Here is a 23,826-nt window from a genome sequence, read left to right as displayed (position 1 = left end):
TTAAAAAATACATATTTTAATTTTTTATATCACTTTTATTTCTATTGAGATTTATATATGCGAGCAAGTAAATATTTACTATTAACTTTAAAAGAAAATCCTCACGATACTGAAATAATTAGTCATCAACTTATGCTTAGAAGTGGAATGATTAGAAAACTATCTTCAGGTTTGTATATCTGGCTTCCAACAGGTTTAAGAGTATTAAAAAAAATCAATAAAATTATTAAAAATGAAATGCAAAAAATCCATGCTTTAGAAATTTCTATGCCTATTATACAACCTGAAAAACTATGGGAAAAAAGTGGACGTTTGAATATATATGGAAAAGAATTAATAAAATTTTTCGATCGACGTAATCAGAAATTTATATTAGGACCAACCAATGAAGAAGTTGTAACTCATTTAATTGGTCGTGAAATACGCTCATATCAAGATTTACCATTAATTGTATATCAAATTCAAACTAAATTTAGAGATGAAATACGTCCTAGATTTGGAATGATTAGAGCTCGTGAATTTACTATGAAAGATGCTTATTCTTTTCATATTAATAAAGATTGCTTAAAAAAAACTTATGAAACATTTTATCAGAGCTACATTAATATATTCAATAAAATACAACTGCAATTCCGAGTAGTAAGTGCTGATTCAGGATCTATGGGCGGTAAGATTTCTCATGAATTTCAAGCTTTATCTGATAATGGAGAAGATAAAATAATATTTTCAAAAAATACTTCATATGCCTCTAACATTAATACAGCCAAATCAATAGAATCTATCAATTTTTTTAATCAATGCAATATAAATATTCATTGTAAAACAAAAAGTATAAAATCTATTAAAAATATCTGTGAAATTAAATATCCTATTAATAATTTAGTAAAAACTATTTTAATCCGTACTAATAAAAAATCTAATTTTTCATATGCTGCTTTATTAATACGATCAGAGCATGAATTAAATTTATTTAAATTAGAAAAAATTGATATACTTGAAAAACCATTAAAATTTATTAATGATAAAGATACTATTGAATTAACAGGGGTAGAAAAAAATTTTTTAGGACCATTAAACTTAAATGTTCCTATATTTGCTGATGTTTCAGTATATTATATGAAAAATTTTACTATTGGAGCAAATATTAACAAAAAATTTTTTATTAATGTGAATTGGAATATAGATATTCCGATTCCTACTATTGTTGATATTAGAAACATGACAATTCATGATGTAGGACCGGATGGATCGAAATCATTAGAAATTAAAAAAAGCATTGAAATTGGACATATATTTCAATTGGGAAAAGAATACTCTAACAAAATGAATATGTTAATAAAAAATCAAGATGGACAACAAAAAAACTTATATATGGGATGTTATGGTATTGGAATAACACGCATTATAGCATCTATAATTGAGCAAAATCACGATGAAAAAGGAATTATTTGGCCTAACTCTATTGCTCCTTTTGAAGTAGCTATTTTACCCATTAATGTAAAAAATTGTAAAAAAACAAAAAAAATTACAGAAGAAATTTATAAAAAAATAAAAAATGAAAAAATAGATGTAATTTTAGATGATCGAAATAAAAGACCAGGTATCATGTTTAATGAAATAGACTTACTTGGAATTCCGCATCAAATTATTATTAGTCAACGTTATATAAATGAAAATAATGTTGAATATCGGGAAAGAAAAAGCAAAAAAAATATTATTATCAATCTCAAAGAGATTATTGTATTTTTAAAAAATAAATTAAAATATTAAAATTATTAAGAAAATTTTAATTGTACTTTTTCTGGTCCAATTAAATATTTTAACTTATTTAAAAATTCATTACTAATAGTAATATAAAAATCTTTTTTTTCAACAAAACTCGAAATAAAATTTATTTTTTTAATATCAACAAAAATGTTTCCTTTATCTTGTTGATGTAATAGTTGATATAATTTTTTTAATAAAAATTTATCTTTTTTATTTGTTAATGTAATTACTAACTTTTTAACATATTTGTCTCTTTCCAACATTAAATTTGTAATATCATAGGCTATTACTTTTGAATTTGTACCTGATTCTGTTCTACCTTTAATAATTAAAATTTCATTCAATTTAATTAAACGTTCAAATGCATTGAACACTTTCTGAAAAATTACGACTTCTATACGACAAGTATAGTTATCTAATACTAATATAACTATTTTATTTTTATTTTTTGTTGTTTTTATTTTAATTGAAACTATTACACCTATAACTATTTTATTATTCAATTTTAATTTTTTAATTTTTAAATTATTTATATAATATTTTAACTCATCTGTATACTGAGTAATAGGATGTTCTGTTAAATAAAAACCTAAAACTTGATATTCATTTTTTAATTGATCTTGTTCTAAATAAGACGATTGAGATAAATTGCTTTTTTTTATTATATTTAATTCATCTTTTAATGTTCCAAAAAGACTGTTTTGTCGGTTATTTTTAATTTTAACATGCTCTTTTGCAGCTTTAATTGCATTTTCGATTAAATTAAGTAAATTATTTCTATTTTTGTCAATCGAATCAAAACTACCAGACATAATTAATTTTTCTAGTATTCTACGATTAATTTTATTAAGGTCGCAACGTATACATAAATCAAATAAATCACAAAAATCACCATTTTTATCTCTTTCTTCAAGAATGCTTTTTATTGAATGTTCTCCTATTCCTTTTATTGCACCAAGACCATAAATTATATTCTTTTGATTATCCACATAAAATTCATATTTACTTAAGTTAATATTAGGAGGGATAATTTTTACCTTCATATTAAATGCTTCATGCACTAAAATTATAATTTTTTCTATATTATCTATATCAGAATTCATTGTAGAAGCTATAAATTCTTCAGGATAATACGTTTTAAGCCACAATGTTTGATAAGATACTAATGCATAAGCTACAGAATGTGATTTATTAAATCCATATCCTGCGAATTTTTCTAATAAATCAAAAATTTTTGTTGCTAATCTTATATTAATACCGTTATTTTGAGCACCTTCTAAAAAATTTTTTCTTTGCTTTGACATATCTTTTAAATTTTTTTTACTTATTGCACGTCTTAAAATATCAGCTTTACCTAAAGTATAACCTGCTAGAATTTGAGCGATTTGCATTACTTGTTCTTGATACAAAATAATTCCATAAGTAGATTCTAATACTGGTTTTAAAAGTATATGTTGCCACTGATGATCAGGATATGAAATTTTTTCATATCCATGTTTTCTATTTATAAAATTATCTACCATACCAGACTGTAGGGGACCAGGTCTAAAAAGCGCTAAAAGCGCAACAATATCTTCAAAACAATCTGGTTTTAACCTTTTAATTAAATCTTTCATTCCATAAGATTCTAATTGGAAAATAGCTGTAGTTTTACATTTTTTTAAAAAATCAAAGCATTTTTTATCTTTTAAATCAATTAAATGAATATTAATTTTTTTTTGATTTGGTAATAATTTTGCATTGATCATATCTACTGCACAACTAATTGTAGTTAAAGTACGTAATCCAAGAAAATCAAATTTTAGCAAACCAACATATTCAATATCATTTTTATCAAATTGAGTTACAGGATTATTTCCATTTTCATCGCAGTATAATGGACAAAAATCAGTAATTTTAGTAGGAGAAATAACTACACCACCTGCATGTTTTCCAACATTTCGATTAACTCCTTCTAATTTTTTTGATATATCAATTAATATTTTTATATTTTCATCACTTTTATAAAGATTATATAATTCTGATTTTTTAGAAAAAGCTTCATTAAGCGTTATTCCAGGATCTAAAGGAACTAATTTAGATAAATTATTAATAAATCCATAAGGATAGCCTAATACTCTTCCTACGTCTCTAATTACAGCTTTAGCTGTCATCGTCCCAAAAGTAATAATTTGAGCTACTGCATTTCTACCATACATATCTGCAACATGTTCAATTACTTTATCTCGTTGTTCCATACAAAAATCAATATCAAAATCAGGTAACGAAATACGTTCTGGATTTAAAAATCTTTCAAATAGTAAATCAAATAATAAAGGGTCTATTTCTGTAATATTTAAAGAATATGCAACTAATGAACCTGCACCCGACCCTCTTCCAGGTCCTACTGGAATATTATTATTTTTTGCCCATTGTATAAACTCCATAACTATCAAAAAATAACCAGGAAAACCCATTTTATTTATTATATCTAACTCTATCATCAAACGATTTTTATATTTTAAATAAATTTCTGTATTGAGTTGATTATTAAAATATGTTTGTAAACGTTTTTTTAGCCCTTTTTTAGCTTGTATAACTAAATAATCTTGAACACTCACTTTTCCTGTTGGAAATTGAGGTAAAAAATATTTTCCCGAAGATATAAAAATATTACAACGTTTTGCAATTTCTACACTATTCACTAATGCTTCAGGAATATCAGAAAAAAGTTTAGATATTTCTTTTTCGCTCTTTAAAAATTGATGCTTACTATAATTACTTTGAATTTTAGAATTTCTTAAGATTTCTCCTTCATTAATTGCAATTCTAATTTTATGAATTTTAAAATCTTCTTCTTTTAAAAAGCAAACATCATTAGTTGCAACGACTGGGATACCTTTAGAGTAAGATAAATCTACAGCTAAATGTATATACTTTTCTTCGTTTTTTCTTTCTGTTCGTATTAATTCTAAATAATAAGATGAAGGAAAATATTTTTCATAAAATTCTAAACAGGAAGATATTGACAAAGATTGAGTACGCAATAAAATTTTTCCAATTTCACCTCGACATCCCCCAGAAAGAAGTATTAATCCTTTATTCATTTCTGAAAGCCATTTTTTTTCTATTGTAACACATGTATTATTAACATATCCTTTTGTATAAGCTTTTGAAACTAATAAAATTAAATTTTTATATCCTTCTTGAGTTGAAGCTAAAATAGTCAATTCTACTAAATCATTTTTTATAAACTCTGAAATAAATTTTACTGTAATACCAATAATAGGTTTTAATCCCCATTTATGAGCAGCATTATAAAATTTAATTACTCCATATAAATTACTAAAATCTGTAATAGCTAAAGCCATCATTTTCAAAGAAATAGCTTGCTTTACTAAATCTTCTGGTTTAGATAATCCATCAAATATTGAATAATCACTATGCACATGAAGATGTACAAATTTTGGTATATGCATTTATTTTCCAAATTTAATAAATAAACTTCATTTAAAATTAATTTTTTTATAAAAAAGAATAGTAGCATGACAAACTTTTTGATTATTTACTGTTTTATTATTTACTGTGATAAAGACCTTAAATTTAATTAAATTCTTTCTTTTCTGTAAATAAATAACTTCAATAAATATTTGGTCTCCAGGAATAACATTTTTTTTAAATCTAGCATGTTCAATACCCACAAAATAATATAGTTTATTAATATTTAATATTCCTGTACTTTGATATATTAAGATAGCAGCGGCTTGATTCATAGCTTCAATAAGTAAAACACCTGGAAAAATAGGTTCTTTCGAAAAATGCCCTTGGAAAAAAGGCTCATTGATAGTACAGTTTTTTAATGCTTTTAAATAATGAAATGTTTTAAAATCTAAAATTTTATCAATTAATAAAAATGGATAACGATGTGGCAAAATTTTTAAAATTTTTTTAATATCTAAAAAATTATTATTAGAATTCAAAATAATTACCTTTTAAAAAATGAAAAATTAAATATATTTTACGTCACCAATTTTTACCAATGTTAAATTGAAACGCTTCTAATTGACTATTTTCATTTTTTTGCATAGGATGAGCATAAGAAAAAACTAATGGACCAATAGGAGAAAACCATTGTAAAGAAACACCAACTGAAGAATAAATATTTTTTAAATTAATAAAATCTGTAAAATGAATATTTTTTTGGTCTTTCCATCTAGCATCCCAAATATTACCAACATCTAGAAATAAAGAAGATCTTAGAAATTGTTTATATTCTTCTTTAAGAAATGGTATCGGTACAATTAGCTCTAAATTAGTCATAAACATAGCATTGCCACCAATTGAATCTAAAGATTCACAAAAATTATTATGTTGATATCCAAAACATTCTTTTGAATTATTCATAATATCTATTTTTTTTGGCCCGATAGTATTAACACGAAACCCACGAACATTATTTAAAATATTTGAATGAAAATTTTCGTAAAAAGGTAATTTCTCTTGATTTAAACTATCCCCAAAACCAGCTTTAAAATGAGTTAAAATAATAAATTTTTTTTCTTTATCCAAAGGTATATATTGCTCTGTATCTAATAAAAATTTATAAAAACTATCATCAGAACCAGGAATAGTATTTTTACCACTTAAATAAGTTTGATTACCAGAAATTGGGAAGTAGAGATTTTTTAAAGTATTATGTAAAAATGAGTAATTTAAAGTAAAATCGTTAACCAAACTGTTTTTTAAAAAACGATCATTAATTGTTTGATTCATACTATTTAAAAGAACTATTTTATTTTTTGAATCAATTACACTATTATTATGATTAGTGACACTATTTTTGTTTATCAAACTATTTCTAGTGTATCCAAAACCTATATTAGCTCTATTAACATCATTAATTAAAAAGCTTAAATCACTTTCAAAACCAGATGTTTGCTTTACTAAAGTTGATACACCATTAAGGTGATACTGAAAATCATTATAAAATAATCTAGTATTTAAATTTGTTCCGTTATCTAAAAAATACGGATAAGTAAGTAGCAAATCTACATATTTTTGATTATCATTTTTGATGATACTAGTTTTTATAGAATTTCCAGATCCAAATAAATTATCTTTTGAAAGAGAAGCATTAAAACTTAATCCACTATCTTTTCCATAACCTAATCCAAAATTTATAGTTCCAGTAGGACTTTCCTTCAATTCATAGGTAACATTAACTGCGTTACTTTTATTATATAAAAAATTTTTTGTAACTTTAATATCATGAATATAATTTATTTTTTCTAATGATTCTTTACCTAAATCAATTAACTTTGAATTAAACCATTCACCTTCAATTTGTTTAATTTCACGTCGTAAAACTTCATCTTTAGTTAATTCATTGCCTTTAAAACATATTTTATTTACAAAATAACGTTGATTAATATTTACATTAAAATCTAAGATTATAGTTTTATTTTTAGAATTTATTTTAGGATCAATTATAATCTGTGAATTAATATATCCGTTTTCAGATAAAAAATACTTTATTTTTTGAACTATTAAATCAATTTTTTCTTTATTATAAAATTCTTTATTGTTAATATTAATTAAATTTTTTATTTTATCATAATACTGCAATAAATTGCCATTGATGTAAAAACGATTAATTTTATATTTACTTCCTTCAGAGATTTTTAAGATAATATTTACTTTATTTTGATCTTTTAAAAAATTAACTATTTTTTTTACATGAAAGTTATAATATCCTCTATTTAAATAAAACTTAGTTAAATTCCCTATATCTTCTTCTAACTGATCATCATAATAAATGCATTTTTCTAATAAATTCCACCATGGTTTATAATCTTTCAGTTTCAATAAAGAAATTATTTTATCTCTAGAAAAAGTTTTATTTCCAAAAATCTGAATATTATTTATTTTTAGTAAATTTCCTTCATTAATTAATATTTTTAAATTAACTCTATTATTTGAAGAAAAATTTGTTAATAATTGCACATTTGCTTGATATCTTCCAGAATGATAATAAAACTGTTTTATGTTTTTGATAAAAATATCTTTTGAATATGGATTATAATGTTGACCCTCTTCAATTCCTAATTGATTAAGGTACTGATTAAATATAGAATTTTTAATAATATGATTACCTACAATACTAATATGGTAAATTAAAGGTCGTTCTATAACTTTAAAAATGAGTGATTCTTTAGAAAAAAAAACTTTTATATCTTCAAATTTTCCTGTTTGAAATAAAGATTTAATACTTTTTTGAATATCATTTTGAGATACTTTACCACCAATATTAAATAAAATATTTCGTAGTGCTTCTGCTTTTGGAAAATATCTTAATCCTTGAAATTCAATGTTTTTTATGGTCCATAAATTTTTTGCACAAAGATTCATACTAAAAAACATTAAAAAAATTATAAAAAATTTTTTAATTAACATTATTGCAATTTTTCCTGCAATAGATCTAATACTTTGTATGTGTTATATCATACAATCTAAAAGAAATTAAGAAATAAAAAATAAAATTTTGATTAAATTTTTATAAGAAAAGTTTTTAATCTTTAATAATCCCTCCAAAACGACGTTTTCGAATACTAAAATCATTAATTGCATCTTGCAATATAAATTGATCAAAATCAGGCCATAAAACATCAGTAAAATATAATTCAGAATAAGCTATTTGCCATAATAAAAAGTTACTAATTCTTTTTTCACCCCCAGTTCTAATCACTAAGTCAACCGGCAATAAACTATTAGTACATAAATATTGAGAAAATATTTTTTCTTCAATTTGATGTATATTTAAATATCCATCTTGAACAGCACTGACTATTTTTTTTACGCCTTCTACTATATCCCATTTACCACCGTAATTTGCAGCAATATTTAAAATTAAACCACTATTATTTAAAGTAATCTTTTCCGCATAATTAATACAACGTTGTAGTTCGCTATTAAAATAAGTAACATCACCAATAATTTTAAGACAAATATTATATTTATTTAAATTTTTAATTTCATTTTTTAATGCAAATGAAAATAATTCAAGCAAAGATAATACTTCTGATTTTGGACGTTTCCAATTTTCGCTACTAAAAGTATATAATGTTAATACTTTTATATTATTATGAACAGAAAATTTAATTATTTCTTTAACTTTTTCGAAACCAGCTTTATGACCAAAAGCACGTATTTTTCCTTGTTTTTCTGCCCATCTTCCGTTTCCGTCCATAATAATCGCAATATGATCAGGTATTTTTTTATTAATTTTTTCTTTAATTTTTAAGTTTTTCATATAATATTATATATAAATATTTTTTTTTAAACTAAAACCACTTAAACTACTACATAAAACATTATTAATATAAAATATTATTATTTTTTAATAACATAAAGCTAATATTTTTTTTTCTGTTTTTATTCTTGTTTTTGTATCAATTTCAAAAATTTCTTCGATAGAATTGGGTTCTAAAAAATTAGAAGAAGTTAAAATATGATCAATAATTTCAGAAATTTTATTAAATTTAATTTTTGAATTTAAAAAAGCAGAGACAGCAACTTCATTAGCAGCATTTAACACCGTCATTGCTGATTGTCCACTTTTAAAAGCATTAATTGCTAATTTTAAGCATGGAAATTGTATAAAATTTGGCTCAAAAAAGTTTAAACATTTCAATTGTGTAAATTTTAAAAAATTAGATCCAGAAATAATACGATCAGGAAAAGCCATTGCATATGAAATAGCAACTTTCATATCTGGAACTGACAGCTGAGCTAATACCGAACCATCAATGTATTCTACCATAGAATGAACAATAGACTGAGGATGAATTAAAATATTAATTTCATTATCTAAAGCATTAAATAACAATCTTGCTTCAGCGTATTCCAAACCCTTATTCATCATGGTAGCTGAATCTACCGATATTTTTTTTCCCATTGACCAATTTGGATGAGCATATATTTCTTCGGGTTGAATACGAGACAAATCTTTACTTTTTAAATAATATAACGGACCACCTGATGCAGTTAAAATAATAGATTTAATACCATTTTTTTTTAAACTTACGTTCCCTAAATTTTTTTGCACATTTTTAGGTAAGACCTGAAAAATAGCATTATGTTCACTATCGATAGGAATTATTTTAGCGTGGTTATCAAATAAAGCATTCATAAATATATAACCACAGGTAATTAAAGATTCTTTATTTGCTAATAAAATTGTTTTACCAGCATATATAGCTGATAAAGTAGGTAATAAACCTGACATTCCGACAATTGCAGATACTACACAATCATTTTCTTGTAAAGAAGCTAGTGCACAAATTTCTTTATCTCCAGAGAGAACTTGTGTTTTAATTTTTTTTTCTTTTATTTTTTTCCGTAAAATATCTGCAGATTTTTCATCTTTCATCCCAACCCAATCAGGAGAAAAAAACTCACATTGTTCTAACATTTTAGAAAAATTTTTATTAGCAACCAATGCAACTATTTTAAATAAATCAGGATGTTTTTTAATAACAGATATTGTACTAGTTCCAATAGAACCAGTGGATCCTAAAATTGTGATTTTTTTCATAAAAATTTTTTTTGATAAATATTTGTATTAATTTTCTCAGATATAAAAATTAATTTTATTTTTGATGATCTTTGATGATCTTTGATTTATTAAAATTTCATTAATTCTTTTTCTTTTTCAATTAAAATCATTTCTATTTTTTTTATATATTTGTCAGTCATTTTTTGAATTTTATTTTGTATACTGTGTTCTTGATCTTCTCCAATAGTTTTATTTTTTAGACAAACCTTAATTTTTTCATTAGCATCTCTTCGAATATTACGTATGTAAATACGAGTATTTTCTGCATTTTTTCTAATTACTTTAATAAGATTTTTTCTTCTTTCTTCTGTCAGACCTGGTATTGGAACAATAATATCTTTACCAAGAACAACTGGATTTAAATCAAGATTCGAATTTAAAATAGCTTTATTAACTAAAGATGTATTAGAACTATCAAAGATATTAATTTTGAGACTATGATAATCTTCTACTACTATATTAGATATCTGACGAATCGGAACTTTAGATCCGAAATATTCAATATATATATTATTAAGAAGATCTGGAGATGCTCTTCCAGTTCGTATATTATTTATTTGTATTTGAAAATTTTTAACACATATTTCCATTTTTTGGTTGCTTTTAATATAGAGCTGATTAATCACATATTTACCTATAGAGTATATTTATTTTTGCATTTATTTTTTAGAAGATTTATTTATTTTATTCTAAAATATCTTTAAATTTTTAAAAATTTTTATTAAGATGTAATGATAGTACCTTCATCATGCCCCATAACAATACGATATAAAGATTTGGGCTTATTAATATTAAAAACTCGGATGGGCAAACCATGATCTCTAGCTAAAGAAAAAGCAGATAAATCCATAACTTTTAATTCTTTTTTAAGAACATCTTTATATGTTAATTTCTTATAAAAAATTACATGATCGTATTTTTGAGGATCTTTGGAATACACTCCATCAACTTTAGTTCCTTTTAAAATAATATTTGATTGTGTTTCAATCCCGCGTAAACATGCTGCAGAATCAGTTGTAAATAAAGGATTTCCTATACCAGCAGAAAAGATTACTACAGCATTATTACATAAAAGTTGCATTGCACGTCTATAATTATAAGCTTCACATATACCATTTATCGGTATAGAAGACATTACATGAGAACGAATAGAAGAATTATGCATTATATCATGCATTGCTAAACTATTGATTATCGTTGATAATATACCAATGTGATCAGATGCTATTCTATTTATACCCACTTCAGATAAAGTGGAACCTCGAAATAAATTTCCACTTCCAATTACTAATCCCACTTGCACACCAATATTTAATACTAATTTTATTTCTTCAGCAATTTTTTTTAAAGAATTAATATCAATACCAAATTTATTCACTCCTTGCAATACTTCTCCACTTATTTTTAGCAAAATACGGGGGTATATAAATTTTGTATTGGTCGACATTTCTCAATCCGAATATATTTTATATGTGTCAAGATAAATATATATCTTATTTAAAAAAAATTATATTACTTTTCATTGCTATTGTCATTACCATTTATTATTTCTCCAATTTCAAATCTAATAAAAGACTCGATACTTCCATGATTTTCAGTTAATACTTGACCTACTGTTTTATTGGGATCAATTACAAAATTTTGACCAATAAGTGAAATATTATTAACAAATTTATTCATTCGACCATCTACTATTTTTTTTATTATACTATCAGGTTTATTGTAGCTTTTTACTAATTGCATTTGTATATTGTATTCTCTTTCAAAAACAGATTTAGATACTTCACTAGGATATATAAATTCAGGTTTGCTTGCAGCTATATGCATTGCGATATTTTTCAATACATTTTCATTCAAATTACTTGCGCTAACTAAAACACCAATACGACCTGAATGTATATAAGAATATATATTATTACCTTCTATTGTTGAAAATCTATTGATTTTAATATTTTCACCAAATTTGATAATTAAATCTGTCATTTTTGTTTCGAAAAATTTTTTTATCTCATAAATATTTTTTATTTTTTGAGATAATGCTGTTAAAACTATTTCATTCCCTAAAGAAATAAATAAGTCATCTTTTGCTACAAAATCAGTTTGACAATTTAACTCGATCATTGCTCCAATATTATTTTGAATCTTTAAAAATATTAAACCTTGATTTGTAGTATTGTGAGATTTTTTTAAAGCTTTCACTTTCCCTGATTTTCTTAAATTATCAATTGATAATTCGATATCTCCATTTTCCTCTATTAACGCTTGCTTACACTCCATAAAACCAACACCTGTACGCAATCTTAATTGTTTAACTAATGCAGCAGTAATATTAATCATAAATATTCTCTATAAAAATTTTAAAAAAATAACATATTAACTATAGACATTTTCTTCAGAATGATTTTCTTCAGAATGATTTTCTTCAGAATTAATTAATACTTCTTTGAATATAGTTTGATTGTTTATTTTGCAGATACTCATCGTAACTGCTTTTAAATATAAAGCTACAGATCTAATTGCATCATCATTTCCAGGTATTATATAATCAACTCCATCAGGATTGGAATTAGTATCTACAACAGAAAAAACAGGAATACCTAAATTATTTGCTTCTTGAATTGCAATATGCTCATGAGAAGCGTCAATAACAAACAAACAATCTGGTAGACCTCCCATATTTTTAATACCACCTAAACTATTTTCTAATTTAGATAATTCACGTGTTCGTATCAGCGCTTCTTTTTTTGTTAGCTTCAAAAAGGTTCCATCTTTAGATTCTATTTCTAAATCCTTCAAACGTTTAATAGATTGACGAACAGTTTTCCAATTAGTCAACATACCCCCTAACCAACGATGATTCACATAAAACTGATCGCATTTTATTGCTGTTTCTTTAATTTTTCTACTAGCAGCCCTTTTTGTTCCTACAAATAATATTTTTCCTTTTTTAAAAGATATTTTTTTTAATTCTAATAAGGCAAAATTAAACATCGGAAGAGTTTTTTCTAAATTAATAATATGCACTTTATTTTTACATCCAAAAATAAATGGTTTCATTTTTGGATTCCAATAACGAGTTTGATGGCCAAAGTGTACTCCTGCTTTTAACATATCTCTCATTGATATTACTTCCATAAAAACCCCTTAAAAAAATAATAAATTTTTAACATTATTGTTTGATAAGCTAAATAATTCTACAGTTTTTATATTAAAAAAAGCAAATATTTTAATATTCCACATAATATTCAATAAATTTAATAAAATATATCATATTCAATATTGAAGATCAGTAATAATTAGTATTTTTTATTAAATTAATAATTAAATTAAAATAAAAAATTTTATAACTGAATTTTCTACACTATAATTTAAATTAAGTGAATTAAGTATATCTAAACTGGTTAAATATTATGAACTGTATGATTAAAACAGCATCAGAAATCGAAAAAATGAGAATATCTGGAAAACTAGCAGCAAAAGTATTAGAAATGATTGAAACATATATTCAACCAAACGTTAGCACAGAACAACTAAATCAAATTTGTCATGATTTTATCAAGCAAAACAATGCTATCCCTGCATGCTTAGGATATCATGGATTTCCGAAATCAGTTTGTATTTCTGTTAATGATGTGGTATGCCACGGTATTCCAAATAAACATCATATTTTAAAAATAGGAGACATAGTCAATATTGATGTCGCAGTAATTAAAAATAATTACTATGCGGATGCTTCAAAAATGTTTTTTATAGGACAAGTAAATACTCTAGCTAAACGTTTATGTCAAGTTACACAAGAAAGTCTTTATGCTGCTTTAAAAATCATAAAATCAGAAATACCACTTTTTAGAATTGGAGAAACAATTGAAAATTATGTTGAAAATCGAGGATTTTCAGTTGTAAAAGAGTACTGTGGACATGGAATTGGCTCTTCATTCCATGAGGACCCACATATATTACATTATAAAAATAGTAATCAAATGATTTTAAAAAATGGAATGATCTTTACAATTGAACCCATGGTTAATGCGGGTAAAGCTGAAGTTAAATGTATGAACGATGGATGGACTGTGAAAACAAAAGATCATTCATTATCAGCTCAATATGAACATACTATATTAGTTACAAACTATGGATGTGATATTTTGACATGGCAAAAACAAGAAAAAATACTCTCTAGGTTTATTAACTAAATAGTTATTAACTAAAATAAAAGTGTTTTCCAGTAAAAGGTTAATTTGAAATGAAAAAATTTAAAAAAATAATTGAAAATACTTACAAACATATAAATGAAATTGATTTTAATAATATTGATGTAGAAACTTATGAAGCTATTACTTATATAATTAGTTTATTAAATAAAGGAGAAATGAGAATTTCAGAAAAAAAAGATAATACATGGATTACTCATCAATGGTTAAAAAAAGCAATTTTATTATACATATATTGCACAAAAAATAACGTCTTTTTAGGAAAAAATACAAATTATTACGATAAAATCCAACTCAAATATAACAAATATACCCAAAAAGATTTTGAAAAAGACAAAGTTCGCATAGTACCACCAGCCACTATTAGATATGGTGCATTTGTGAATTGTAATACAGTAATTATGCCATCATACATTAATATAGGTGCATATATAGATCAAGGCACAATGGTCGATACATGGGCTACTGTAGGATCATGCGCTCAAATCGGTAAAAACGTACATTTATCTGGAGGAGTCGGGATAGGTGGTGTACTAGAACCTTTGCAGAATAACCCAACTATTATTGAAGATAATTGTTTTATCGGTGCTCGATCTGAAATTGTAGAAGGAGTTATTGTAGAAGAAGGCTGTGTAATATCCATGGGTGTTTTTATTGGTCAAAGTACTAAAATTTATAATAGAGAAACAGAAGAGATCTTTTATGGAAGAGTCCCTGCAAACTCGGTAGTAGTTTCAGGCAGCTTACCATCAAAAAATAACAAATATAATTTATATTCTGCAATTATTGTTAAAAAAGTGGACCATAAAACAATGAGTAAAACAGAAATTAATGAATTTTTACGTAAATTAAAATAGTATTAAGATAACCGCCCGTTTAATAAAATCGGGCGGGTCAAAAAATTATCCACCAACTTTATCAATTCATTTACTCATTTGGTTTATCCACTAACTAAGTAAATATTGACATTTCCTCTTTTTACGCAAAAAACTAATAAATTTGACTTATGATCTAATGCTTGTTTTAAGTCATCCAAATTATTTATGAGTTTTTGATTGACCTTTATAATAATATCATCTTGCTTAAAGCCAATTTTTGAAGCTGGACTATTTGCTTTTACATTGTCTACTTTTACACCCTTTTTTTGTGCTGAAGTATAATTAGATAAATTCGCACCTTCAATTCCAGCATAAATATCACCGAAATTCATACCATGTTTAAGAGATGGTTTCAATTCAACTATTATGTCTTTAATTTTACCGCTCCGAAAAATTCCTAATGTCATTTTAGTAGTAACCGGTAAAGATCCAATTTCAGCACGTAACGCTGAAAAACTAAAAATAGGTTTTTTATTTAAAGAAATAATAATATCACCAGCTTTAATACCAGCTTGAAAAGCAGAAGAGTTAGGCAAAACTTGATTAACAAAAGCACCTTTCTGTGTGTTAATTTTCATTATCTTTGCTAAATCAGAATTTAATTCCATTCCTATTATCCCCAACTCACCTCGTCTTACCTGTCCAAATTGAGCTATTTGTGATGTAAGGTTTTTAACCATATTACCAGGAATTGCAAAACCAATTCCAATATTACCGCCATCTGGAGCTAATATTGCAGTGTTAATACCTATTAACTCACCGTTCAAATTAACTAATGCTCCTCCAGAATTACCTCGATTAATTGCCGCATCAGTTTGAATAAAGTTTTCATAATGTTCAATGTTTAATCCGCTTCTTCCTAAAGCAGAAATAATACCAGATGTAACAGTTTCTCCGAGACCATAAGGATTACCAATAGCTACAGTATAATCACCCACTCTTAGTGTGTCAGAATCTGCAATTTTAATTGCACTTAAATTATTTGCATTTTTTAGTTGTATTAAAGCAATATCAGAGCGTGAGTCTTTCCCTATTACACAGGCTTCGTAACGACGTCCATCACTTAATTGTACTTGTATTTTATTAGCATGTTCTACAACATGATTATTAGTTACAGCATATCCCTTTTCAGCATCAATAATCACACCTGATCCTAATGCATGAAATTTTTCATGTGTATTATTAGAGTGAAAATGACACAAAGGAGAATGTCTAAATGGTGAATTACCTTGGCAAAAAGGAGAATTATCACCAAAAAATGGTTTCAATTGATGAGGTAAATGAGAAGTATGGTTTATCTTGCTTCCTTCAATATTAATACTGATTACTGAAGGCATCACCTTTTCTAACATAGGCGCTAAACTAGGAACAACATGTTTAGACGAAATATTATTAAAACTAGAATTGTTGTTGCTCCAAGACATTCCAAAACTTAGTAAGAGAGTTAAAATAAATACTGTTTTTCTTAATACTATATTTATTCTTTTCATTGTTTCTTTCTCATAAATTACAATCTAATCTTTATAGACTAAAACGACTAAAATAAAAATTTTCATTAAAATAAAATTTTAGTATACACTCCATCATTCATTAACTCCATCGATCGTTATTAGATAAATAAAAAAATTTTAAATTAACTATTCTAAAATAGTAATTTTTTAAATATTGATTACTTATTAATAATATTTTATTAAAAAATTTTATATAATATTTTTTTTTGAAAATGACGATTTAACATATGACACTAAATAAAACAATTATATTTTTATTAATAATTCTGTATATTTTTATAATTTGTAAAAATGTAAGTAAAAAAATAATAGTATTGAAAGGGAAAACAATGGGGACATACTGGGAAGTAAAAATTCCATACGAACAAGTAAAAAATACAAAATATATCAAAAAATTAATACAGAACAATTTAAATAAAGATGAACAATTATTATCTCCGTGGAAACAGCAATCTTTAGTTTACAAATTTAATCAATTAAAAAAACAAAAATTATTAAAAATTAATAAAAATTTTTTAAAAATTATTTTAATAGCACTAAATAGTCATAAGAATACTTATGGAAAATTAGATATAACTATTGGTAGTTTAATTAATATATGGGGATTTGGAACTCAAAAAAAACCTTATAATTACCCTACAATAAAAATGATTAAAAAAAACATAAATCTTACAGGTATTCAACATTTAACAATTATTCAAAACTCAAAAGGAATATATTTAAAAAAAAATATAGATGGAATGCAAATAAATCTTTCCACACTGGGTGAAGGATTTGCTGTGGATCATTTATCTTGCATACTGACAAACAATGGAATAAAAAACTATATCATTTCCATAGGTGGAACAGTGTTAGTGAAAATGGAAAATAAAAAGAAATCAAAAATTATTGCAATTCAAAAACCAACTGATCACAAAAAAATAGTTCAATTAATGATTCGTCTAAACAATCAATCTATTAGTACGGCAGGAACTTATCTTAATTATTATCTTATCAACGGTAAAAATATTTCACATATTATAAACCCTCAAAATGGAATTCCCGTAAAAAACAATTTAGTATCCGTTAGTGTTGTTGCTTCAACTGCATTAGAAGCGGATAGCTGGGATACTGGATTACTTCTTTTAGGTTTAAAAAAAGCACAAGAATTATCTATTAATAAAAATCTAGCTGTATGTCTTATTAGCAAAGGAAAAAATCAATTTTCAACATGGATGTCGCCTAAATTTAAAAAATTGGTAATATTAACGTAAATTAAAGTAAAATATTTTAAATATACGTTAAATAAAGTATAAAATTATTTCATTTACTTCAATTTGTTGATAGTATTTAATATATTTGTAATAATAAATAAAATTTTATTTATTATTACAAAAATAAAATAACAACATTCTTTTAAATTTTTAAACTATTTTCAAACTATACTACGCTTACTTGATAAACTATCAGGATAAACTACAAATAAAAAACTAGGAACAAACTAATAAATAGCATCCTGGAGGGAAAAATGGAAATATTATCAGGAGCCGAAATGGTTATTAGATCATTAATTAATCAGGGAATACAACATATATTTGGTTATCCTGGTGGTGCGGTACTAGATATTTATGATGCTCTAAAAACTGTTGGTGGAATTGAACATATTTTAGTAAGACACGAACAAGCAGCGACTCATATGGCTGATGGATATGCAAGATCCACTGGTAAAATAGGAGTAGTATTGGTTACCTCTGGACCAGGTGCTACAAATGCAATTACTGGAATTGCTACAGCTTATATGGATTCAATTCCAATGATAGTAATTTCAGGTCAAGTAGCATCATCTTTAATTGGATATGATGCATTTCAAGAATGTGATATGATTGGTATTTCTCGACCAATAGTAAAACATAGTTTTTTAGTCAAAAAAACAGAAGATATACCTATTACTTTTAAAAAAGCTTTTTGGATAGCTTCCACAGGACGTCCAGGACCAGTAGTTATTGATTTACCTAAAGATATTTTAAAACAAAAAAGTAAATTCGAATTGATATGGCATAAAAATGTACACATACGATCTTACAATCCTACAACTAAAGGTCATCAAGGACAAATAAAAAAAGCGCTAAGCATCTTGTTAAAAGCAAAAAAACCCGTTATTTATGCAGGTGGTGGTGTTATTAGTTCTAATAGTAGTAATGAATTAATAAAATTTGCAGAAAAAACTCGTTGTCCTGTTACAACCTCTTTAATGGGTTTAGGAGCTTTTCCAGGGAATCACCCGCAAAGTATTTCCATGTTAGGTATGCATGGCACTTATGAAGCTAATATGGCAATGCATAATGCTGATGTTATTTTTGCTATTGGAGTTCGATTTGATGATCGAACAACAAATAATTTAAAAAAATATTGTCCTAATGCAACAATTTTACATGTTGATATTGATCCTACGTCAATCTCTAAAACTGTCCCTGCAGATGTACCAATAGTTGGAGATTCAAAACATGTTTTACAAGAAATAATAGAGCTAATCAAACATGAAAAAAAAATTCACTCTTTAAAAACATGGTGGGATACTATAAAGGAATGGAAAAAAACCAAAAGTTTAGAATATAATGTAAAAAGCAAAAAAATAAAACCTCAAAATGTTATTGAAACTCTTTTCAAGTTAACTAAAGGTATATGTTATATTACTTCTGACGTTGGTCAACATCAAATGTTTGCAGCGCTATACTATAAATTTAACAAACCTAGACATTGGATTAATTCTGGTGGATTGGGTACTATGGGATTTGGTTTACCCGCTGCATTAGGAGTGAAATTAGCAATACCAAAAGCCACAGTAGTTTGTATTACTGGTGATGGTAGTATTCAAATGAATATCCAAGAATTATCAACTGCAAAACAATATAATTTACCGGTTTTAATAGTAAATTTAAATAATTCTTCTTTAGGCATGGTTAAACAATGGCAAGATATGATTTATTCCGGAAGACATTCACACTCATATATGGATTCACTTCCAGATTTCGTAAAACTAGTAGAGTCGTATGGACATATTGGTCTTCGTATAGATAAAACAGAAGAATTAGAAGCAAAATTAATATTTGCATTAAAAAAATTATCTGAAGGAAATTTAGTTTTTTTAGATATTCAAATAGATACTTCTGAACATGTGTATCCTATGCAAATTCAAGGAGGTGGTATGAATGAAATGTGGTTAAGGAAAAAAGAGGTTTCTTAAATAAAATATATGCGAAGAATTTTATCTATTCTCTTAGAAAATGAATCAGGTGCATTATCACGTGTAATAGGGTTATTTTCACAAAGAGGTTATAATATAGAAACAGTGACTGTAGCACCTACAGAAGACCTTTCTTTATCGAAAATGACTATACAAACAGTAGGAAATGAACAATCTATTGAACAAATTGAAAAACAATTACATAAATTAATTGATGTTTTAAGAGTTGTTAAAATTGAGCAAACATCTCATATAGAGCGTGAGATTATGTTATTAAAGGTACAAACAAATAATTGTAAAAATGATATTAAACATATTACTGAAGTTTTTCGAGGCCAAATTGTAGATATTACAGCTAAAACATATGTATTACAACTTTCCGGAACCACAAAAAAATTAGATTCTTTTCTTAAAATTATTAAAAATATATCCGAAATTATTGAAATGACACGTTCTGGTATAGTAGGAATTTCTAGAGGATAAGTTAAAAAGAACATATTTTATTATTATGTGTTGTAAAATATCAACTAAAAATATAATTTTTACCAATTTTTTATTTATTAACATGGTCATTTTAAAAATAATTAGATGATCATGTTTCTTTTTTATTTATTTATAAAAATTCCAAATTATGAATCAAAATATAAAACATATTCCTGTAATGACAAAAGAAGTAATTAAATCATTAAAAATTCAAGAAAATGGTATTTACATTGACAGTACATTTGGAATGGGTGGACACTCTTGTGAAATTTTAAAAAAATTAGGAAAAAATGGAAAATTGTATGCTATTGATAAAGATTTCAATTCAATATTTATAGCCAATCAAATTCAAGATCAACGATTTTTTATACTTCATGACACTTTTTCAAATATTTTAAATTATGCACGATCTAAAAAAATCATAGGAAATGTAGATGGAATACTATTTGATTTAGGAGTTTCTTCATTACAAATAGAAGATTGTAAAAGAGGTTTTTCATATAAAAAAAATGGACCTCTAGATATGCGAATGAACCAAAATTTTGGAATGACAGCTTCAGATTGGATTTCCAAAAGTGATGTAAAAGAAATTATTTTTGTTTTAAAAAATTTTGGAGAAGAACGTTTTGCTAAAAAAATTGCATATGCAATTAAAGATTATAATCAAACAAAAAAAATAACAAAAACTTTAGAATTAGTAAATATTATAAAAAAAGCCACGCCAAAAAAAAATATGTATAAACATCCAGCTAAGCGAACTTTTCAAGCAATTAGAATTTATATTAATCAAGAACTAGAAGAAATAAAATATGCATTAGAAAGCTCATTAAAAATATTAAAACCAGGTGGGCGTATTACAGTTATTAGTTTTCATTCACTGGAAGATAGAATCACTAAACAATTTATGATAAAACATAGCATGAAAGCTCAAATTCCACATGGAATGCCCATAACAGAAAAAAAAAGAGACAAACTTAAAATTTGTAAATTAAAAATAATAAATCGATTATTACCAACTATTGAAGAAATTCAAAAAAATCCTCGATCTCGAAGCTCTGTACTACGCACAGCAGAACATATATTAAAATAAAAAAATGAATAAAAAACAACACTATGATTTACCAAATATTATTAAAAATGATTTTTTTTTATTTGGAAAAATCCATTTAATTTTATTATTTGCAATAATATTATCCGCCAATGCGATTGTGATTATAGTTTATAAAACTCGAATGTTAATTGCTGAAGAGGAAAAATTACGTATAGAAGTAAAAAAAAAAAATGAAGAATGGAGAAATTTAATTATTGAAAAAAACACTCTTTCTATGCCGCCAATTGATTGATAAAATATTTAATGATTCTAGCTTAATAAACATTTTAACAAATTATAAATTTTATTAATTTTTTTAAAAATATCAAAAAATAAGATAATTATAAAATGATGTACATCAAAAAAAATAACAAATCGTTTAAAAATAAAAAAATAAAAAAAACAACTTATATAAATTGGCGTTTTATAGCATTATATACTGTTGTTTTTTCATTTTTGATTATCTTAACATTACGTATAATATTTCTTCAATTTATTGATTCAAAAAAACTATCATATGAAGGAGATCGTAGAACGTTAAGGATACAACCTGTCATAAATACTAGAGGAATTATTCATGATCGCCTCGGATATCCATTGGCTGTAACTGTTCCAGTTAATGCAGTTTTCATAGATCCCAGTATGATTGACGATAATATAGATATTGAAAATAATATAAGATGGCAAGCATTATCTCAGACTATTTCTGTCCCATTAAAAAAAATTATTTTTCATGCAAATTTTAATAAAAATTTAAGATTTATTTATTTAGCACGTCAAATTGAACCTGAACTTGGTAAGTATGTCAAAGCACTAAAACTTCCTGGTATTTATTTAACAGAGGAAGCAAAACGTTATTACCCTTCTGGAAAAATTGCAGCACAACTTATTGGAGTTAATAATATAGATGATGAAGGTATTGAGGGAGTTGAAAAAAGTTTTAATAATTACTTAATAGGAAAACCAGGAAAAAGAAAAATAAGAAAAGATAATCAAGGTCGTGTAATTGAAAACGAATCTTTAATTAATAAATATAATTCTAAAAACCTAACATTAAGTATTAACAAAGATATACAAACTATTACTTATCAAAAATTATACGAAGGAGTAAACAAAAACAAAGCAGACTTTGGTATCGCTATCTTAATCGATATCAAAACCGGAGAAATATTATCAATGGCTACAAGTCCTGCATATAACCCAAATTCAAAACAATATATAATTTCAGAAAATTTTCGAAACCGAGCTATTACAGATATTTTTGAACCAGGTTCAACAGTTAAGCCAATAATTATTATGGAAGCATTAAAACAGGGTCTTATTACAGAAGATTCAGTAATAAATACTAAACCTTTTTTTATCAAAAAACATCAAATCAAAGATGTTTCGTATCATGAACAATTAAGTATAGCAGGAATACTTCAAAACTCTAGTAATGTTGGAGTATCAAAAATTGCGCTTTCTATGGAAAGTAAAAATTTAGTAAATACATACTTAAAATTTGGATTAGGTCAGCGAACTAACTTAGGATTGATAGGGGAGCATCAAGGATTCTTGCCAAAAAAGAAAGTATTATCAGATTTAGAAAAAGCAACTTTTTCTTTTGGATATGGATTAATGGTTACACCACTTCAACTAGCTCGATTATATACAACTATTGGAAGTTATGGAATTTATAGACCACTTTCTATTGTAAAAATTAATCATCCCTTATATGAAAAAAGAATTTTCCCTGAAAAATATGTGAAAAAAGTACTTAAAATGCTAGAAAAAACAGTTCTATCAGATGCAAGTGGCACTGAAAAAAACATTGAAAAATATCATTTTTCCATCAAAACAGGAACAGCTAAAAAAGTTGGAGATCATGGTGTTTATATTAAGAAATATGTAGCTTACACTGCAGGTGTTGCTCCTTCTAAAAACCCAAGATTTTCTCTGATTATTATTATTGATAATCCTAAAGGAAATAAATATTATGGAGGTGCAGTTTCTGCCCCAGTTTTTAATAACATAATGACATTAGTATTAAAAAAAATGAAAATTAACCCAGATAATTTATTAAAAAAATAA

The 23,826-nt window shown here is 25.3% G+C and carries 19 protein-coding genes; 9 read left to right on the top strand and 10 right to left on the bottom strand.

Translation table 11 applies throughout. The features are described 5' to 3' along the window. Positions 1-57: 57 nt before the first annotated feature. On the top strand, positions 58-1,770 hold the full coding sequence (locus RJT32_RS01215) for a proline--tRNA ligase (protein ID WP_343154467.1): 1,713 nt from the start codon (positions 58-60) through the stop codon (positions 1,768-1,770). A gap of 5 nt (positions 1,771-1,775) precedes the next feature. Here RJT32_RS01215 and dnaE read toward each other — a convergent pair whose 3' ends face one another. The 9 genes from dnaE to rpsB form a co-directional block, all read right to left on the bottom strand. Further along, positions 1,776-5,225, bottom strand: a complete 3,450-nt coding sequence (dnaE, locus tag RJT32_RS01210) for a DNA polymerase III subunit alpha (protein WP_343154466.1) — start codon at positions 5,223-5,225, stop codon at positions 1,776-1,778. A 27-nt stretch (positions 5,226-5,252) separates the two neighbouring features. Beyond that, positions 5,253-5,726 carry a 3-hydroxyacyl-ACP dehydratase FabZ gene (gene fabZ, locus RJT32_RS01205; RefSeq protein ID WP_343154465.1) on the bottom strand — a complete coding sequence of 158 codons (474 nt, stop codon included), beginning with the start codon at positions 5,724-5,726 and terminating at the stop codon, positions 5,253-5,255. Positions 5,727-5,769: 43 nt separating this feature from the next. Next, entirely contained in the window at positions 5,770-8,154 is a 2,385-nt protein-coding gene (gene bamA, locus RJT32_RS01200) for an outer membrane protein assembly factor BamA (RefSeq protein ID WP_343154464.1), read from the bottom strand. Between the two features lie 160 nt (positions 8,155-8,314). Beyond that, entirely contained in the window at positions 8,315-9,055 is a 741-nt protein-coding gene (gene uppS / locus RJT32_RS01195; protein WP_343154463.1) for a polyprenyl diphosphate synthase, read from the bottom strand. Between the two features lie 87 nt (positions 9,056-9,142). Continuing rightward, the gene (gene ispC / locus RJT32_RS01190) at positions 9,143-10,339 is read right to left on the bottom strand and encodes a 1-deoxy-D-xylulose-5-phosphate reductoisomerase (protein ID WP_343154462.1); all 1,197 of its coding nucleotides are present in this window, start codon (positions 10,337-10,339) and stop codon (positions 9,143-9,145) included. A gap of 89 nt (positions 10,340-10,428) precedes the next feature. Then, positions 10,429-10,986: a ribosome recycling factor gene (gene frr / locus RJT32_RS01185; RefSeq protein WP_343154461.1), complete on the bottom strand. Its 558-nt coding sequence runs from the start codon at positions 10,984-10,986 to the stop codon at positions 10,429-10,431. A 95-nt stretch (positions 10,987-11,081) separates the two neighbouring features. Next, positions 11,082-11,807 (bottom strand): UMP kinase, encoded by a 726-nt coding sequence (gene pyrH / locus RJT32_RS01180; RefSeq protein ID WP_343154460.1) that lies wholly within the window; start codon positions 11,805-11,807, stop codon positions 11,082-11,084. A 65-nt stretch (positions 11,808-11,872) separates the two neighbouring features. Further along, entirely contained in the window at positions 11,873-12,697 is an 825-nt protein-coding gene (gene tsf, locus RJT32_RS01175) for a translation elongation factor Ts (protein ID WP_343154459.1), read from the bottom strand. A gap of 36 nt (positions 12,698-12,733) precedes the next feature. Then, positions 12,734-13,495, bottom strand: coding sequence for a 30S ribosomal protein S2 (gene rpsB / locus RJT32_RS01170; protein WP_343154458.1), 762 nt, complete (start codon positions 13,493-13,495; stop codon positions 12,734-12,736). 275 nt (positions 13,496-13,770) lie between these two features. On the opposite strand from rpsB, the gene map reads away from it, so the two are divergent. Next, complete coding sequence (map, locus tag RJT32_RS01165) at positions 13,771-14,553, top strand: type I methionyl aminopeptidase (protein WP_343154457.1); 783 nt, start codon at positions 13,771-13,773, stop codon at positions 14,551-14,553. Positions 14,554-14,603: 50 nt separating this feature from the next. Further along, on the top strand, positions 14,604-15,428 hold the full coding sequence (gene dapD, locus RJT32_RS01160; protein WP_343154456.1) for a 2,3,4,5-tetrahydropyridine-2,6-dicarboxylate N-succinyltransferase: 825 nt from the start codon (positions 14,604-14,606) through the stop codon (positions 15,426-15,428). A gap of 83 nt (positions 15,429-15,511) precedes the next feature. Here dapD and degP read toward each other — a convergent pair whose 3' ends face one another. After that, positions 15,512-16,939, bottom strand: a complete 1,428-nt coding sequence (gene degP / locus RJT32_RS01155; protein WP_343154455.1) for a serine endoprotease DegP — start codon at positions 16,937-16,939, stop codon at positions 15,512-15,514. A gap of 350 nt (positions 16,940-17,289) precedes the next feature. Between degP and RJT32_RS01150 the strand changes: the two genes are divergently transcribed. The 6 genes from RJT32_RS01150 (at position 17,290) to ftsI (ending at position 23,826) form a co-directional block, all read left to right on the top strand. Beyond that, complete coding sequence (locus RJT32_RS01150) at positions 17,290-18,213, top strand: FAD:protein FMN transferase (protein WP_343154454.1); 924 nt, start codon at positions 17,290-17,292, stop codon at positions 18,211-18,213. Positions 18,214-18,467: 254 nt separating this feature from the next. Next, positions 18,468-20,183: an acetolactate synthase 3 large subunit gene (locus RJT32_RS01145; RefSeq protein ID WP_343154453.1), complete on the top strand. Its 1,716-nt coding sequence runs from the start codon at positions 18,468-18,470 to the stop codon at positions 20,181-20,183. Positions 20,184-20,192: 9 nt separating this feature from the next. Next, positions 20,193-20,666: an acetolactate synthase small subunit gene (ilvN, locus tag RJT32_RS01140; RefSeq protein ID WP_343154452.1), complete on the top strand. Its 474-nt coding sequence runs from the start codon at positions 20,193-20,195 to the stop codon at positions 20,664-20,666. Positions 20,667-20,814: 148 nt separating this feature from the next. Further along, positions 20,815-21,756: a 16S rRNA (cytosine(1402)-N(4))-methyltransferase RsmH gene (rsmH, locus tag RJT32_RS01135; protein WP_343154451.1), complete on the top strand. Its 942-nt coding sequence runs from the start codon at positions 20,815-20,817 to the stop codon at positions 21,754-21,756. Between the two features lie 4 nt (positions 21,757-21,760). Continuing rightward, complete coding sequence (ftsL, locus tag RJT32_RS01130; RefSeq protein ID WP_343154450.1) at positions 21,761-22,009, top strand: cell division protein FtsL; 249 nt, start codon at positions 21,761-21,763, stop codon at positions 22,007-22,009. 98 nt (positions 22,010-22,107) lie between these two features. Then, positions 22,108-23,826, top strand: a complete 1,719-nt coding sequence (ftsI, locus tag RJT32_RS01125) for a peptidoglycan glycosyltransferase FtsI (RefSeq protein WP_343154449.1) — start codon at positions 22,108-22,110, stop codon at positions 23,824-23,826.

Source organism: Buchnera aphidicola (Aphis aurantii), assembly GCF_039388985.1.
Lineage (GTDB): Bacteria > Pseudomonadota > Gammaproteobacteria > Enterobacterales > Enterobacteriaceae > Buchnera > Buchnera aphidicola_BL.
The sequence above is the reverse complement of the archived record's forward strand: the minus strand, read 5'-3'. Positions and strand labels throughout refer to the sequence as shown.